Annotated in this window: 12 protein-coding genes; 6 read left to right on the top strand and 6 right to left on the bottom strand. The window is 71.2% G+C overall.

Features of this window, described 5'->3' with window-relative positions; all coding sequences use genetic code 11:
- The first annotated feature begins 207 nt into the window (after positions 1–207).
- Complete coding sequence (locus HMPREF0063_RS00855) at positions 208–1,182, top strand: winged helix-turn-helix transcriptional regulator (RefSeq protein ID WP_007076747.1); 975 nt, start codon at positions 208–210, stop codon at positions 1,180–1,182.
- On the opposite strand, the gene HMPREF0063_RS00850 is transcribed toward HMPREF0063_RS00855, so the two are convergent.
- Entirely contained in the window at positions 1,137–2,123 is a 987-nt protein-coding gene (locus HMPREF0063_RS00850; RefSeq protein WP_007076746.1) for a winged helix-turn-helix transcriptional regulator, read from the bottom strand. The two genes, HMPREF0063_RS00855 and HMPREF0063_RS00850, sit on opposite strands and share 46 nt — an antisense overlap.
- An 89-nt stretch (positions 2,124–2,212) precedes the next feature.
- On the opposite strand from HMPREF0063_RS00850, the gene HMPREF0063_RS00845 reads away from it, so the two are divergent.
- From HMPREF0063_RS00845 to HMPREF0063_RS00830, 4 genes are all read left to right on the top strand, one after another.
- Positions 2,213–3,451: an acetyl-CoA acetyltransferase gene (locus HMPREF0063_RS00845; RefSeq protein WP_007076745.1), complete on the top strand. Its 1,239-nt coding sequence runs from the start codon at positions 2,213–2,215 to the stop codon at positions 3,449–3,451.
- Positions 3,452–3,550: 99 nt separating this feature from the next.
- Complete coding sequence (locus HMPREF0063_RS00840) at positions 3,551–5,068, top strand: carotenoid oxygenase family protein (RefSeq protein WP_007076744.1); 1,518 nt, start codon at positions 3,551–3,553, stop codon at positions 5,066–5,068.
- 421 nt (positions 5,069–5,489) lie between these two features.
- Positions 5,490–7,058 carry an acyl-CoA synthetase gene (locus HMPREF0063_RS00835; RefSeq protein ID WP_007076742.1) on the top strand — a complete coding sequence of 523 codons (1,569 nt, stop codon included), beginning with the start codon at positions 5,490–5,492 and terminating at the stop codon, positions 7,056–7,058.
- Between the two features lie 156 nt (positions 7,059–7,214).
- Complete coding sequence (locus tag HMPREF0063_RS00830) at positions 7,215–8,378, top strand: acetyl-CoA C-acyltransferase (protein ID WP_007076741.1); 1,164 nt, start codon at positions 7,215–7,217, stop codon at positions 8,376–8,378.
- A 474-nt stretch (positions 8,379–8,852) separates the two neighbouring features.
- Here HMPREF0063_RS00830 and HMPREF0063_RS00825 read toward each other — a convergent pair whose 3' ends face one another.
- Entirely contained in the window at positions 8,853–10,406 is a 1,554-nt protein-coding gene (locus HMPREF0063_RS00825) for an acyl-CoA carboxylase subunit beta (RefSeq protein WP_007076740.1), read from the bottom strand.
- Positions 10,403–10,627, bottom strand: a complete 225-nt coding sequence (locus HMPREF0063_RS00820) for an acyl-CoA carboxylase biotin carboxyl carrier protein subunit (protein ID WP_007076739.1) — start codon at positions 10,625–10,627, stop codon at positions 10,403–10,405. The genes HMPREF0063_RS00825 and HMPREF0063_RS00820 overlap by 4 nt, the downstream gene beginning before the upstream one ends.
- Positions 10,628–10,712: 85 nt before the next feature.
- Between HMPREF0063_RS00820 and HMPREF0063_RS00815 the strand changes: the two genes are divergently transcribed.
- Positions 10,713–12,350: an AMP-binding protein gene (locus HMPREF0063_RS00815; protein WP_007076738.1), complete on the top strand. Its 1,638-nt coding sequence runs from the start codon at positions 10,713–10,715 to the stop codon at positions 12,348–12,350.
- Between the two features lie 258 nt (positions 12,351–12,608).
- Here the strand turns inward: HMPREF0063_RS00815 and HMPREF0063_RS00810 are convergent, their stop codons facing one another.
- The 3 genes from HMPREF0063_RS00810 to HMPREF0063_RS00800 all read right to left on the bottom strand — a co-directional run bounded on the left by HMPREF0063_RS00810 (position 12,609) and on the right by HMPREF0063_RS00800 (position 14,728).
- Positions 12,609–12,896 carry a GIY-YIG nuclease family protein gene (locus tag HMPREF0063_RS00810; protein WP_007076737.1) on the bottom strand — a complete coding sequence of 96 codons (288 nt, stop codon included), beginning with the start codon at positions 12,894–12,896 and terminating at the stop codon, positions 12,609–12,611.
- Between the two features lie 336 nt (positions 12,897–13,232).
- Positions 13,233–14,015 carry an enoyl-CoA hydratase/isomerase family protein gene (locus HMPREF0063_RS00805; protein ID WP_007076736.1) on the bottom strand — a complete coding sequence of 261 codons (783 nt, stop codon included), beginning with the start codon at positions 14,013–14,015 and terminating at the stop codon, positions 13,233–13,235.
- Complete coding sequence (locus tag HMPREF0063_RS00800; RefSeq protein WP_040320005.1) at positions 14,012–14,728, bottom strand: VOC family protein; 717 nt, start codon at positions 14,726–14,728, stop codon at positions 14,012–14,014. The genes HMPREF0063_RS00805 and HMPREF0063_RS00800 overlap by 4 nt, the downstream gene beginning before the upstream one ends.
- Position 14,729: the final 1 nt, after the last annotated feature.

Here is a 14,729-nt window from a genome sequence, read left to right as displayed (position 1 = left end):
GAGCGTGATCACCGTCACTATAGTTAGCAACGTGACCAAGGTATACCCCATCAGGTTCAGCCGGTCAACAACCCGGGCACGACCTGCCAGCAGCACACCGGAGCCTCGCCCCGGTGCCCGTGTCGAGCCCTGCAACGGCGGGCCTCACACGGCATCGGAGCAGTTTCAGGGGGCGCTGTCGCGACCTTCATCTGATACTGATGTGCCATGACCAGCGCCCCGGACGTCCGCCTGGACGAGCACGGCGAGGTGACCCCGCTCGAGGCGGGAGGACCCAACGCCATCGCCGTCTCGAACGGCGTGCTGGCCGACGAGTGGTCGCTGTGGATCATCCGGCACGCCCTCTGGGGTGCGACCCGGTACACCGACTGGATGAACCTCGGACCGATCCCCGGATCGGCCCTCACGACCCGGCTCGCCTCGCTCGTCGCAGCCGACATCCTGCGCAAGCAGCCGTACAGCGAACGGCCCGTGCGCCACGAGTACGTGCTGACCGCGCGCGGTCGTCAGGTGTGGCCGATCCTCATCGCGATCTGGGCCTGGGAGCGCGGCTGGGTGCACGAGGTCGACCTGCCCCGCATGCGGCACACCACCTGCGGCGAGTTCTTCGACCCCGTGCTGACCTGCGGAGGCTGCCGGCACCCGATCCAGTGGCGCGAGGTCGACGCCAAGATCGGCCCCAGCGGCGACTGGAACCGCAACCTGCCGACCACCGCGCGGCGTCAACGGTCACGCAACGACCCGCGCCCCAGTGAGGTCATCGACGAGACCATGGAGCTGATCGGCAACCGCTGGTCCAGCGCCATCCTCGGTGCGTCGTTCCTCGGGGCCACCCGGTTCAGCGACTTCCAGAAGCGACTGTCGGCCTCACCGACGATCATCGCCGACCGGCTGCGCGTGTTCGCCGAGCTGGGGGTGCTCGCCCAGACGCCGACCGCCGAACGCGCCGACTGGATGGAGTACCGGCTCACGGCCAAGGGGCAGGCCTTCCTGCCGGTCGTGCTGCTGATGATCGAGTGGGGTCACCGCTGGTACGAGGCACCGGACGGACCGGCGCTGCTGCTGCACCACATCCCCTGCACGGCCACGCTGCACTCGATCCTGCACTGCAGCGCGTGCAACGAACCGCTCAACGGTCACGCCATCGAGGCCGTGCCCTCCGACGGCACGTCGTCGGTCTGACTGCCGGCCACGATCCCGGGCCCCTCGAACCGGATCTGTCGTCGCTCCAGCACGCCGTTGCAGGAGTTGCAGGTGAACTGCGGCTCCAGCTCGGCGCCGCAGGCCGAGTGCACGAGCGACAGCCCCGACCGGCCGTCGTCGGCGAACCAGCGCGCCGCCCAGCTGTTGAGGGTCGTGGACACCGAGAAGAAGTCCAGACCCTTGGGCGTGAGGCGGTACTCCTGACGGCGGGCTCCGGCGCTGACGGCCTCACGCGTCATCATGCCGGTGTCGACGAACAGCCCCAGCCGCTGCGTGAGCGTGACCGGTGAGATCTTCAGGTGCGCCTCGAACTCGTGGAACCGCCGGCTGCCCATGAGCGCGTCGGACAGGATCATCGTCGACCACCGGTCCCCCAGCACGCCGGCCGCGTCGATCGGGCTGCTCATCGCCGGTGAGCGGCGGGAGCGGCGACTGACCACGTCGAGCAGGAGCCGGTCGTCGACCGTGCCCACGACGTCACGCGCGGTCAGGCCGATCGCACCGCAGCGACCGCACCCGAAGACCGGCCGGGTGGAGTTGCCGCACACGAGGTGCCGCAGCCGCAGACCGGCGTCGGGGTGGTGCGGCCCCGCCCAGGTCCGGTCCCAGGTCCACAGCGCGACCATGACCCGCCACAGGTCCAGACCGGCCTCGGTCAGCAGGTACTCCGACCGCGGAGGTTTGAGCTGGTACTCCCGGGTCGTCAGCAACCCGTCGCCGACCAGTCCGCGCAACCGGCGCGACAGGACCGGGTCGGAGATCGCCAGCGCGTCGCGCAGGTCCTGGAACCGACGCTGGTCGGCGAACACCGCCCGGACCAGCCGGACGGTCCACATGTCCCCCATGAGCACCAGGGCACGGCCCAGGGGGGACGCCGATCCGGTCCGCTCGTCGACCTCGGCACCGCCGCGCGTCGTCATTCGGCCCAGCGTAGTGCACCCGGACCCGCCTACCGTGACGACGGGCAGGATCCATTGACATGTCACTGTTCTAACTGTAGTAATGAATCATGGACCAGGACCTGTACGTGCTCGGAGGCGCCCAGACCGACTTCGCCCGCAACTGGGCGGCCGAGGGGGTGGGGCTGTTCGAGGTGCTGACCGAGGTCCTGCCCGCGACCTTCACCGACGCCCGGGTCGTCCCCGGCGACGTCGAGGTCATCCACGTCGGCAACCTCGCCGCCGAGATGTTCGCCGGACAGGCGCAGCTGGGCGGGCTCGTGGTGGCGGCCGAGCCGCAGCTGGCCGGGCTGCCCTCGACCCGCCACGAGGCGGCGTGCGCCTCGGGCAGCACCGCGATCGTCGCCGCCGGCGCCGACATCGCCTCGGGCCGCTACGACGTGGCCCTCGTGGTGGGCATCGAGCAGATGCGCAACGTGCCCGCCCAGACCGCTGCCGACCACCTCGGCACCGCGGCGTGGGCCGGTCGCGAGGCCCTCGATGCCACCTACACGTGGCCGGCACTGTTCGCCGACGTGGCCGAGGAGTACGACGCCCGCTACGGGCTCGACCACGACCCCCTGGGCCGTTTCGCCGAGATCGCCTTCGCCAACGCGGCCGACAACCCCCTGGCCCAGGCCCGTGACTGGTCGTTCGGCACCGGCAGCTTCTCCGAGGACGACGACGCCAACCCGCTCGTGGAGGGCCGCCTGCGGCGCACCGACTGCGGCCGCATCACCGACGGCGCGGCCGCCGTGGTCGTGGCCGGTGCCGCGTTCGCGCGGCGGTGGGCCGCCGAGCACGGTCTCGAGCTCGACCAGGTCCCCCGCATCAGCGGCTTCGGCCACCGCACCGACACCCTGCTGCTGGAGGACAAGTTCGCCGCGTCACGCGGCGGCGAGCACCTCTTCCCCCACCTGCACGGCACCGTGCACGACGCCTACCGCCGGGCCGGACTGTCCGGCATCGACGACATCGACGTCGTCGAGATGCACGACTGCTTCAGCATCACCGGCCTGGTGACCCTCGAGCACCTCGGCCTCGTCGGCGGCGGCAAGGGGCCCGAGCTGATCCATGACGGCTCGATCGAGCGCACGGGACGGCTGCCGGTCAACCCGGGCGGCGGCCTGCTGGCCGCCGGACACCCCGTCGGCGCCACCGGCGTGCGCATGGTGCTCGACGCCGCCCGCCAGGTGACCGGCACGGCTGGCGCCCAGCAGATCGAGGGCGCCCGGCGCGTCCTGACCGTCAACGTCGGCGGCTCGTTCACCACCGCCGTCTCGTTCGTGGTCGAGACCACCTCCCCCTGACCCCAACCCAGAAGTGCTCCCACATCCACCCTTTTCCCATCTCAAACGGTTGATGTAGGAGCACATCTGGGTGCCTCTTCCATCGATCAAGGAGCCCCCATGGACCTCGACGTCGTCGGACGCCTGCTGTCGACCCTGCCCGCGGACGACGACCACCCGTACCGCACCGGTCCGTGGCAGCCGCAGACCACGGAGTGGAACGCCGAGAACCTCGACGTGGTGCAGGGCGAGATCCCGGCCGACCTGGACGGCGTGTACCTGCGCAACACCGAGAACCCGCTGCACCCGGCGATCCAGAACTACCACCCGTTCGACGGCGACGGGATGGTGCACGTGGTGGGGTTCCGCGACGGCACCGCGTTCTACCGCAACCGGTTCGTGCGCACCGACGGCCTGGCGATGGAGGCCGACGCCGGGCACGCCCTGTGGGCCGGCCTGGCCGAGCGACCCAGCCAGTCGCTGATGGATCACGGCTGGGGTGCCCGCACGCGCATGAAGGACGCGTCGAGCACCGACGTCATCGTCCACAACGGCGTCGCGCTCACCAGCTTCTACCAGTGCGGCGACCTCTACCGGGTCGACCCGCTGACGGCCGAGACGCTCGGCAAGGAGACCTGGAACGGCGCGTTCCCCTTCGACTGGGGCGTCTCGGCCCACCCGAAGATCGACGACGCGACCGGCGAGATGCTGTTCTTCAACTACAGCACCGAGGCGCCCTACATGAACTACGGCGTGGTCGACGCCGCCGGCGAGCTGGTGCACTACACGCCGGTGCCGCTGCCCGGCCCCCGCCTGCCGCACGACATGGCGTTCACCGAGAACTACGCGATCCTCAACGACTGCCCGCTGTTCTGGGACCCCGAGGGGCTCGCCAACGGCGCCTACGCGGCCCGGTTCCACCGCGACATGCCGATGCGGCTCGGCGTCATCCCGCGGCGCGGCGGACCCGACGACATCCGGTGGTTCGACGCCGAGTCGACCTTCGTCCTGCACTGGGTCAACGCCTACGAGGACGGCGACGAGATCGTGCTCGACGGGTTCTTCGAGAGCGACCCGTCGCCGGCCGACAACGGCATGGGCGACAAGTGGCAGCGGGCGTTCCGGTTCCTCGCCAACGACCGCATGCAGCCTCGCCTGCACCGGTGGCGGCTGAACCTCGTGACCGGCTCGGTGCGCGAGGAGTCACTGACCGACACGATCACCGAGTTCGGGATGATCAACGGCTCCCACGGCGGCCGCAAGCACCGGTACGCGTGGGCGGCCACGAGCAAGCCGGCGTGGTTCCTGTTCGACGGCATCGTCAAGCACGACACGTGGACCGGGCAGGAGCAGCACTTCCGCTACCCGGAGGGGGTGTACGGCAGCGAGTCGGCCATGGCGCCGCGCGTCGGCAGCACCGCGGAGGACGACGGGTATCTGATCACCCTGACGACCGACATGAACGCCGACGCGTCGTTCTGCCTGGTCTTCGACGCCTCCGACATCACCGCCGGCCCGGTGTGCACGTTGCGCCTGCCCGAGCGGATCTCCAGCGGCACGCACTCGACCTGGGCACCGGGCCACGACCTGCCCACCTGGGCGACGGCCGACGACCCCGCGACCGCCGTCGGCCTGTGAAGCCGTTCGCCAGCCCGAGGAACGAGGGCCTGAACGCAGCTGATCCGTTCGCCAGCCCGAGGAACGAGGGCGTGAGCGCAGCTGATCCGTTCGCCAGCCCGAGGAACGAGGGCGTGAGCGCAGCTGATCCGTTCGCCAGCCCGAGGAACGAGGGCGTGAGCGCAGCTGATCCGTTCGCCAGCCCGAGGAACGAGGGCGTGAGCGCAGCGAGGCGAACCCCACGCGAGAGCCGCCTCGGGCTCCGCCCTCACGGTCGCTCCGCTCCCTGGCGACCACACGAGTTGCGTTCGCCAGCGACGAGCTCTGCGAGGAGCGTAAGCGCAGCGAGGCGAACCCCACGCGAGTGTCGCCTCGGGCTCCGCCCTCACGGTCGCTCCGCTCCCTGGCGACCACACACCCGCGCAACGAGGGTGACCCAGCCATGACGTACCCGTCGGCCCACGCCGCGATGTTCCCCGACAAGCCGGCCGTCGTCGTGGCCGAGTCGGGCGAGACCCTCACCTACCGCGAGCTCGACGACGGGTCGATGCGGCTGGCGCAGCTGCTGCACGCCGCCGGCCTTCGTCCCGGCGACCACCTCGCGGTGCTGGTCGGCAACCACCTGCGGTTCCTGGAGGTGTACTGGGCCGCGATGCGGTCCGGGCTCTACTTCACCCCGGTCAACACGTACCTGACGGGCAGCGAGGCGCGGTACGTGGTCGAGAACTGCCAGGCGTCGGCGCTCGTGGTCGAGTCCCGTCTGGACGACGTGGCGGCCGAGCTCGCGGACCTGCCGCTCAGCGTGAGGCTGAGCCTCGACGGCGCGATCCCCGGGTTCGACGACTACACCACCGCCGTCGCGGGGTACCCGGCCGAGCCGCTCGCCGACGAGCCGCTCGGCGCCCACCTGCTGTACAGCTCGGGCAGCACCGGGCGGCCGAAGGCGATCACCCGCGAGCTCACCGGCAAGCACGTGTCGGAGGGCAACGAGGCGCTGCGCATCTGGATCAACCAGGCCTACGAGGTGGAGCCCGGGACGGTCTGCCTCAGCCCGGCCCCGCTGTACCACGCCGCACCCCTGTCGTTCTGTGCCGCCATCTCGTCGATCGGCGGCACGATCGTGCTGATGGAACGGTTCGACGCCGCGGGAGCACTCGACGCGATCAGCCGGTACCGGCCTTCCCACGCGCTGCTCGTGCCGACCATGTTCATCCGGTTGTTGCGCCTCGACGACGCGACGAAGGCGGCAGCCGACACCAGCTCGTTGCGCTACGTGGTGCACGGGGCGAGCCCGTGTCCGGCGAGCGTCAAGCGCGGCATGATCGAGTGGTGGGGCCCGGTGATCCACGAGTACTACGCCGGCAGCGAGGACAACGGATCCACCCTCATCGACTCCCGGGAGTGGCTGGAACGGCCGGGGTCGGTCGGCACGGCCAGCCCGGGCTGCACCGTGCACGTCTGCGACGCGCTGGGCCGGGAGCAGCCGGCCGGCACCGACGGCGTCATCTACTTCGAGACCGACGGCGCCGAGCGGGCGTTCGAGTACCGCGACGAGCCGGCCAAGACCGCCGCCACCCGGCACCCGGACCACCCCACGTGGACGACGCTCGGCGACGTCGGTCACCTCGACGCGGACGGCTACCTCTACCTGACCGACCGCACCGACTACATGATCATCTCCGGCGGCGTGAACATCTCACCGCAGGAGATCGAGGACGTGCTGATCGAGCACCCGGTCGTGCTCGACGTGGCGGTGTTCGGGATCCCCGACGACGAGTTCGGTGAGCAGGTCAAGGCCGTCGTGCAGCTGACCGACCCGGCGGGCGACCCCACCGCCGTTGCCGCCGAACTACGGGAGTTCGCGCGTGGACGGCTCGCGCGGCACAAGGTCCCCCGCACCGTCGACGTGATCGAGGAGATGCCGCGGTCGCCGGCCGGGAAGCTCTACAAGCGCAGGCTGCGCGACACCTACCTGTCCCCCCGCTCGCCAGCCCGAGGAACCAGGGCGTGAGCGAAGCGAGGGGTGGTTTCGAGGCTCGCAGGCTCGCACCTCAACCACCGAGGACGCGCGGCCCCGTGTTCGCCAGCCCGAGCTTGCGAGGGCGTGAGCGAAGCGAGGCGAACCCACCACCGCGCACCCCACTCCAGCCAAGAAACGAGGCACCCCATGGATGACGCCGTCATCGTCGCGACCGCCCGCACCCCGATCGGCCGGGCCTTCAAGGGCTCGCTGCGCGAGGCCCGACCGGACGACCTCGGCGGCTTCGTGGTGCGCGGGCTGCTCGACCAGGTGCCGCAGCTGGACGGTGCGGAGGTGGAGGACGTCATCGTCGGGACCGCGGTGCCGGAGGGCGAGCAGGGCCTGGGCATCGGCCGCATCGTCGCCGCGCTGAGCGGGCTTCCCGAGACCGTCCCCGGCAGCACCGTGAGCCGAGCCTGCGCGTCGTCGCTGCAGGCGATCGCGGCCGCGTTCCACGCCGTGCGCGCCGGTGAGGGCGACGTGTTCGTGGCCGCCGGGGTCGAGTCGGTGTCGCGGGTCCCCGGCGGTGACCCCTCCGGCCACCTCAACCCGCGCTTCCTCGACGACTCCCGACCGGACTTCGTCAGCCGGATGTACACCTCGATGCTGCAGACCGCGGAGAACGTCGCGGTGCGCCACGACGTGTCCCGCGACCGGATGGACGAGTTCGCGATGCTGTCGCAGCAGCGCGCCGCCAAGGCCACCGGTGACGGCTTCTTCGCTCGCGAGATCCTGCCGTGGACGACCCCCGACGGCACCGTGGTCGACTCCGACGACTGCCCCCGCCCGGGGACGACCCTCGAGGGTCTCGCCGCGCTGAGCCCGGCGCTCGGCGAACCCCACCGCGTCACCGCCGGCAACGCGTGCCCGCTCAACGACGGGGCGGCGGCAGTGCTGGTGATGTCGGCGACCCGGGCCCAGCAGCTGGAGCTGCGCCCGATGGCGCGGATCGTCGCGTCAGCCGTGTCCGGGCTGGACCCGGAGTACATGGGGGTCGGTCCGATCGAGGCCTGCCGCAAGGTGCTGGACCGCGCGGGCATGACGATCGGCGACGTCGACATCGTCGAGCTCAACGAGGCGTTCGCGGCGCAGGTGCTGGCCGTCACCGACGCGCTGGGCGTCTCGGTGGCCGAGCAGCTGAACCCGCACGGCGGCGCGATCGCCCTCGGTCACCCGTTCGGCATGACCGGCGCGCGCATCATGACGACGCTGCTGAACGGGCTGCGGACCCGCGACCAGCAGATCGGCCTCGAGACGATGTGCGTCGGCGGCGGCATGGGTATGGCCATGCTCGTCGAACGCCTCGACTGACCACCGTTCGCCAGCCCGAGCCTGCGAGGGCGTGAGCGAAGCGAGGCGAACTCACTCGAGTGTCGCCTCCGCCTCGGGCTCGTTCCTCGCCCTCACGGTCGCTCCGCTCCCTGGCGACCACACACCCGCGCAGCACGGTCAACTGGCGCGACCCGCGTTCGCCAGCCCGAGCCTGCGAGGGCGTGAGCGCAGCGAGACGAACCCCCACCCGAGCCTCCGCCTCGGGCTCGTTCCTCGCCCTCACGGTCGCTCCGCTCCCTGGCGACCACCACCCGCGTTCGCCAGCCCGAGCCTGCGAGGGCGTGAGCGCAGCGAGGCGAACCACCACCACCTGCGTTCGCCAGCCCGAGCTTGCGAGGGCGTGAGCGAAGCGAGGCGAACCTGACGCGAGTGTCCGCCTCGGGCTCGTTCCTCGCCCTCACGGTCGCTCCGCTCCCTGGCGACCGCATGCGCGCGCAGCGAGGCGAACCCAACTCAGGGACGCAGGCCGTGGCCTGTCGCTCCGGGTCGCCGCAGCTTCGCCGCGTCGGCGGCGAACTCGCACAGCAGCGCCCGCGACTCCCGCGGGTCGACGATGTCCTGGATGTCGAACGCCTCCGCGGTGCGGAACGGCGACATGAGAGCGGCGACCTCCTCACGCTTGGCCCGCACGAACTCCGCCGGGTCGTCCGACGCCTCGATCTCGGCCCGGTACGCCGCCTCGATGCCACCGGTCGAGGGCAGCGAGCCCCACTCCGCCGACGGCCAGGCGAACCGTCTCTGCAGCCGCCGGTGGTGCGACTGCCCGGCCCCACCCACGCCGTAGACCTTGCGGAGCAGCACCGAGCACCACGGCACCGACGCCTGGTAGATCGCGGTCAGCGCCCGCATGCCGTGCCGGATCGACCCGGCCCGCTCGCCGGCCGTCCCGATCATGAAGCCCGGGTTGTCGACCAGGTTGACCACGGGCAGGTGGAACGTGTCGGCCAGGTCGATCAGCCGGATCGCCTTGGCCGCCGACGTCTCGGTCCAGCTGCCGCCGTACACGTAGGGGTCGCCGGCCATCACGGCCACCGGCCAACCGTCGAGGCGCGCCAGACCGGTCACCACCGACCGGCCGTACGAGGCGCCCAGCTCGAAGAACGAGCCGGTGTCGACGAGCGACTCGATGATCGGCCGGACGCGGTAGACCTGCCGCGGGTTCCGCGGGATCGCGTCGGCGAGCCAGTCGTCGGCGCGTGCCGGGTCGTCGGTCACCGGCCCCCGCTCGGCCACCTCGTGCACCGACGACGGCAGGTACGACAGGAAGCGTCGGGCGCTGGCGAACGCCTCGTCCTCGGAGTCGACGACGGCGTCGACGGTGCCGTTGGGCCCGTGCACGTCGACCCCGCCGAGCTCCTCCTTGGTCACGTCCTCGCCGATGCCGGCGACCACCGGCGGGCCGGCCACGAACGTCTGACTGAGACCCCGGACCATCACGCTGTGGTGGCTCATCACCAGCCGCGCGGCGCCGAACCCGGCGACCGGACCGAGCCCGAGGGCGACGACGGGGACGGTCGACAGGTTCTGCACGGTGAACTCGAACCCGGGCAGGTAGGGCACGTAGCTGCGGCCCATCTCCTCCAGGCTGCGGATGCTGCCGCCGCCGCCGGTTCCGTCGAGCAGGCGCACCAGCGGCAGCTGCAGCTCGTGCGCCATCTGCTCGCAGTAGGCGAGCTTCTCGACGACGGACCCGTCGGAGGCGCCACCCCGCACGGTGAAGTCATCGACCCCGAGCACGACCTTGCGACCGTCGAGCCGTGCCGTGCCGGTGACGAAGTTGGCCGGCACGACCTCGTCGGGACCGCCCTCGACCGGGCGACGCTTGGCGGCCAGCACGCCGACCTCGCGGAAGCTGCCGTCGTCGACGAGCCGGTCGATGCGTTGGCGGGCGTCGAGCTTGCCGCGTGAGTGCTGCCGCTCGACCTTCTCGGGCCCGCCCAGCTCCAGCGCGGCCGTTCGCCGACGGGCGATCTCGTCGAGCTCGTCCTGCCAGACCGAGTCGCTCATGACGCCGTGGTGACGACGGCGACGACCTGGTTCTCGGCGACCTGGTCGCCCACCGCGACGTGGACGGCCGAGACGGTTCCGGCGGCCGGGGCCGGCACGGGGATGTCCATCTTCATCGCCTCGACGAACACGAGCGACGCGTGCGCGGCGACCTCGCTGCCGACGGTCGTCCCCACGTGGGTGACCGTGCCGGCCACCTCGCTGCGCACATCGATCTCCATGCCCGCTCCTCTCGCCGTCCGGCCGGAGCCATGACAGGCACTAGTGACTTACGTTACTGTAGCGCTAAGCGACGGAGGAGGGCTGATGACGACACCCGCGTCGCGTCCGGACGCCGAGGATCTCGACGGTATGACGGCCCCGGAGCTGATCGCCCACCGGGCCTCCACGAGTCCCGACGAGGTCTTCCTGCGCGACACCGCCGGCGCGGAGATGACCTACGCCGACCTGCACCTCACGGCGCTGGCCTGGGCCCGGGCCCTCGACCGCGACGGCGTGTCCGCCGGCACCGCCGTCGGGTCGATGCTGCCCAACTCGCCCGAGCACTACGCGGCATGGCTGGGCATCGCGTGGCTGCACGCCCACGAGGTGGCCATCAACGTCGACCTGCGAGGAGGGGTGCTGCACCACGTGCTGCGCTCGGCCCGGGTCGAGGTGCTCGTCGTCCACGTCGATGCGGTCGACCGGGTCATCGGACTCACCGACGACCTGCCCGACCTGCGTCACGTGGTCGTCGTCGGCGCCGACCGGGTGGAGCCCGACCCGCGGTGGCGGACGTCGGTTCGTGACGACCTGCTCGCCGCTGCCGCCGACCACCCGGTCGAGCTGGTGCCCCCCGCTCCCCACGACGTGGCCTCGGTGCTGTTCACCTCCGGCACCACGGGACCGTCGAAGGGGGTCGTGGTCCCGTGGGCGCAGCTGCGCGCGGGTGCCGTGCCCACGGTGCGGTTCGCGACCCGCGACGGAGAGGACCGCTTCTACGCGACCGGATCACCGAGTCACGTGGTGTCGAAGGGCGCGTTCTCCACCATGGCGCTCACCCGCGGTCAGCTGGTCGTCCGACCGGTCTTCAGCCTGACGGAGTTCTGGTCGGACGTACGTCGTTTCGGCATCCGGTCCACCGTGCTGGTGGGGGCGATGGCGGACTTCCTGCTGTCGGCAGGGCCTCGGCCCGACGACGCCGACACAACCCTGACGAATGTCCTGATGGCGCCGGTCACGCCGCGGCACCACGAGTTCGAGCTGCGGTTCGGCACCCGCACGTGGACGGCCTACAACATGACCGAGATCAGCGTGCCGTTCGCGTCGACCGACTGGGGCATCGACGACCCGCGGTCGTGCGGCCGGCTGCGCACCGACTTCCCGTACTACGAGGCGCGACTGGTCGACGAGCACGACCACGAGGTGCCCGTGGGCGAGGTCGGCGAGCTGGTGGTGCGCACCGCGGTGCCGTGGACCGTCACGCCCGGCTACCTGCACCTGCCGGAGGCGACGGCCGCCGCGTGGCGCAACGGCTGGTTCCACACCGGCGACGCCTTCACCCTCGACGAGTCCGGCCGGTACTTCTTCGTCGACCGGATGAAGGACACCATCCGGCGACGCGGCGAGAACATCTCGTCCTTCGAGGTGGAGGCCGAGGTGCTGCAGCACCCTGCCGTGGCCGAGTGCGCGGCCGTCGCGGTCCCGGCGGACGAGATCGAGGACGAGATCAAGATCGTGGTGGTCGAGACGCCTGCGGGCGCACTGGACCCGGCCGACCTGGTCGAGTTCCTCACCGACCGGGTCCCCCGCCACATGGTGCCCCGCTATGTGGAGATCGTGGCCGAGCTGCCCCGCACACAGACGCTGCGGGTGCAGAAGTCCGAGCTCCGCCGGGCCACCGCGTCCGGCCACATCTGGGACCGCACCGCCGCACGTTCGCCAGCCCGAGGAACGAGGGCGTGAGCGAAGCGAGGCGAACCTGACGCAGGTGTCCGCCTCGGGCTCGTACCTCGCCCTCACGGTCGCTCCGCTCCCTGGCGACCGCATGCTCGCGCAGCGAGGCGAACCCCACCCGACCACGCGTTCGCCAGCCCGAGGAACGAGGGCGTGAGCGCAGCGAGGCGAACCCCACCCGAGTGTCCGCCTCGGGCTCGTACCTCGCCCTCACGGTCGCTCCGCTCCCTGGCGAACGCGTGCTCGCGAAGCGAGCCGAACCCATCGCTACCCGGTACCGAAGAGATCCGAGTCGTCCTCCACCTTCACCCCGGGGCCGTCGCGCACCAGCATCCGCTTCTTCCCGTGGGTCCAGCCCTGGATCTTCTTCTCCCGCCAGAACGCGTGGGCGACGTGCTCGTGCTCCTCGTAGTAGACGAGCTTCACCGGTCGTCGTCGCTTCGTGTACTCGGCACCCTCACCCTCACGGTGTTGGCGAAGTCGGACGATCAGGTCTCTGGTGCTGCCCGTGTAGAAGGTCTTGTCAGAGCACAGAAGGATGTACGTGAAAGGCATCCCGCATGCTGCGACACATGGCGCGGCGAGTGCTCACCTCTGTCCACAGGCTGCCGCGGGTCCGCCTCGGGCTCGTTCCTCGCCCTCACGGTCGCTGCGCTCCCTGGCGATCGTTCGCCAGCCCGAGCTTGCGAGGGCGTGAGCGCAGCGAGGCGAACCTCACCCGAGTGTCCGCCTCGGGCTCGTTCCTCGCCCTCACGGTCGCTGCGCTCCCTGGCGAACACAGGCCCGTTCGCCAGCGACTTCCCCTGCAGCGAGGCGAACCTGACGCAGGTGTCCGCCTCGGGCTCGTTCCTCGCCCTCACGGTCGCTCCGCTCCCTGGCGAACGGAGCGGGTCAGTGGCCGGTGAAGACTGCCGGGCGCTTCTCGAGGAAGGCGGCGACTCCCTCGCGGTGGTCGTCCGACAGCTGGCACTCCGTCATCGCGGCCACGTGCTCCACCAGGTGCTCGTCGCGCGTGCGCGCACCAGCACCGTTGATCAGCCGCTTGACCCGCTCGGTCGCGAAGGGTGACCCGCTCGACACCCGCGCCGCCAAGTCACGAGCCGCGGCAGCCAGGTCGCCCGGCTCCACCACGTCGAGCACGAATCCGATGCGCAGAGCCTCCGCGGCGTCGATGAAGTCGCCGGAGAACACCAGCCGCTTGGCCATCTGCGGGCCCACCAGCGACGGCAGCAGCCACGTGCCCGCGCCCGTGTCGGGCACCAGCCCACGCTGCACGAAGATCCACGAGAACCGGGCCGCGGTCGACGCGATCCGGAAGTCGCACTGGGTCGCCAGCTCGACCCCCAGACCGGCCGCCGGCCCGTCGACGGCCGCGATCACCGGCTTGGCGCAGTCCGCCAGGAACCAGTGCCGGCCGTCGGTGTGCTGCGTGCGCTCAGCAGGATCGGTGCCGGGCTCGACGTCGTGCAGCTCGGTGAGGTCGGTGCCGGCACAGAACTGCCCGGGCACCCCCGTCAGCACGATCGCCTTGACGCCCTCATCGGCCTCGGCCGCCGCCGTGTGGGCGCGGATCGCGTCGAGCATCGCGTAGCTGAGGGCGTTGCGCTTGGCCGGCCGGTCGATCGTGATGACGCCGATGCCGTCCTCGACGGCGTAGTGCACGAACTCGCTCATGCCGGCGCCCCGGCCACGAACCGGAACTCCACACCGAACAGCTCGACCGCCTCCCCCGCACGGGCCGGGTCGGTCGCGGCGACATCGACAGCCACCAGCCCGGTCGAAGTGTCCGACGCAGCCACGAACCGCAGCTCGGTGCCCGACAGATGCAGCGTCGTGGCGTCGGTGAGCGCCACATCGAGCACGGTCGACCATCGCTGCGCCATCACCGCCGGGTCGTCGACGGCCAGCTCGGCGCCCACGATGTCACGTGCCACGTCGGTGCACGACGCCTCGAAGATGCGCGGCGCGAAGTGCCAGCTGTCGGCCGGCTCGATCTGGTCGAGCTCGGCCAGCGTGCCCAGGGCCTTGGGGTGCCACTGCGAGATCTGGTTGCCCTCGAAGGGCTGGGCGAACAGCGGCTGCACCTCGATCGCCGCCGCCCGCTCGACCGCCGCGTCGAGGTCGTCGACCTGCACGACCAGCATGTAGCCGAGCGAGCCACGCCGCTCCACCAGCCGGCCCGACGCGGAGTCGGCCGACAGCGGGGCGCAGATCTCGAGGAACGTGTCGGCGAACGAGCAGACCTCGTGCTCGAAGCCGAGGTCGGCCATGGACTCGACGTCGCGGGTACCGGTGGTGAAGCCGAACGTCTCGCGGGCGGCGCCGATCGCCTCGTCGAGGTCAGGCACCAGCACGACGGCCTGGCGGATGCGGGGCAGGTGGGCCATG

It is taken from the genome of Aeromicrobium marinum DSM 15272, from assembly GCF_000160775.2.
GTDB classification, from domain to species: Bacteria; Actinomycetota; Actinomycetes; order Propionibacteriales; family Nocardioidaceae; genus Aeromicrobium; species Aeromicrobium marinum.
Note: the sequence above shows the minus strand (reverse complement) of the source record. Positions and strands in the feature narration are given on the sequence as shown.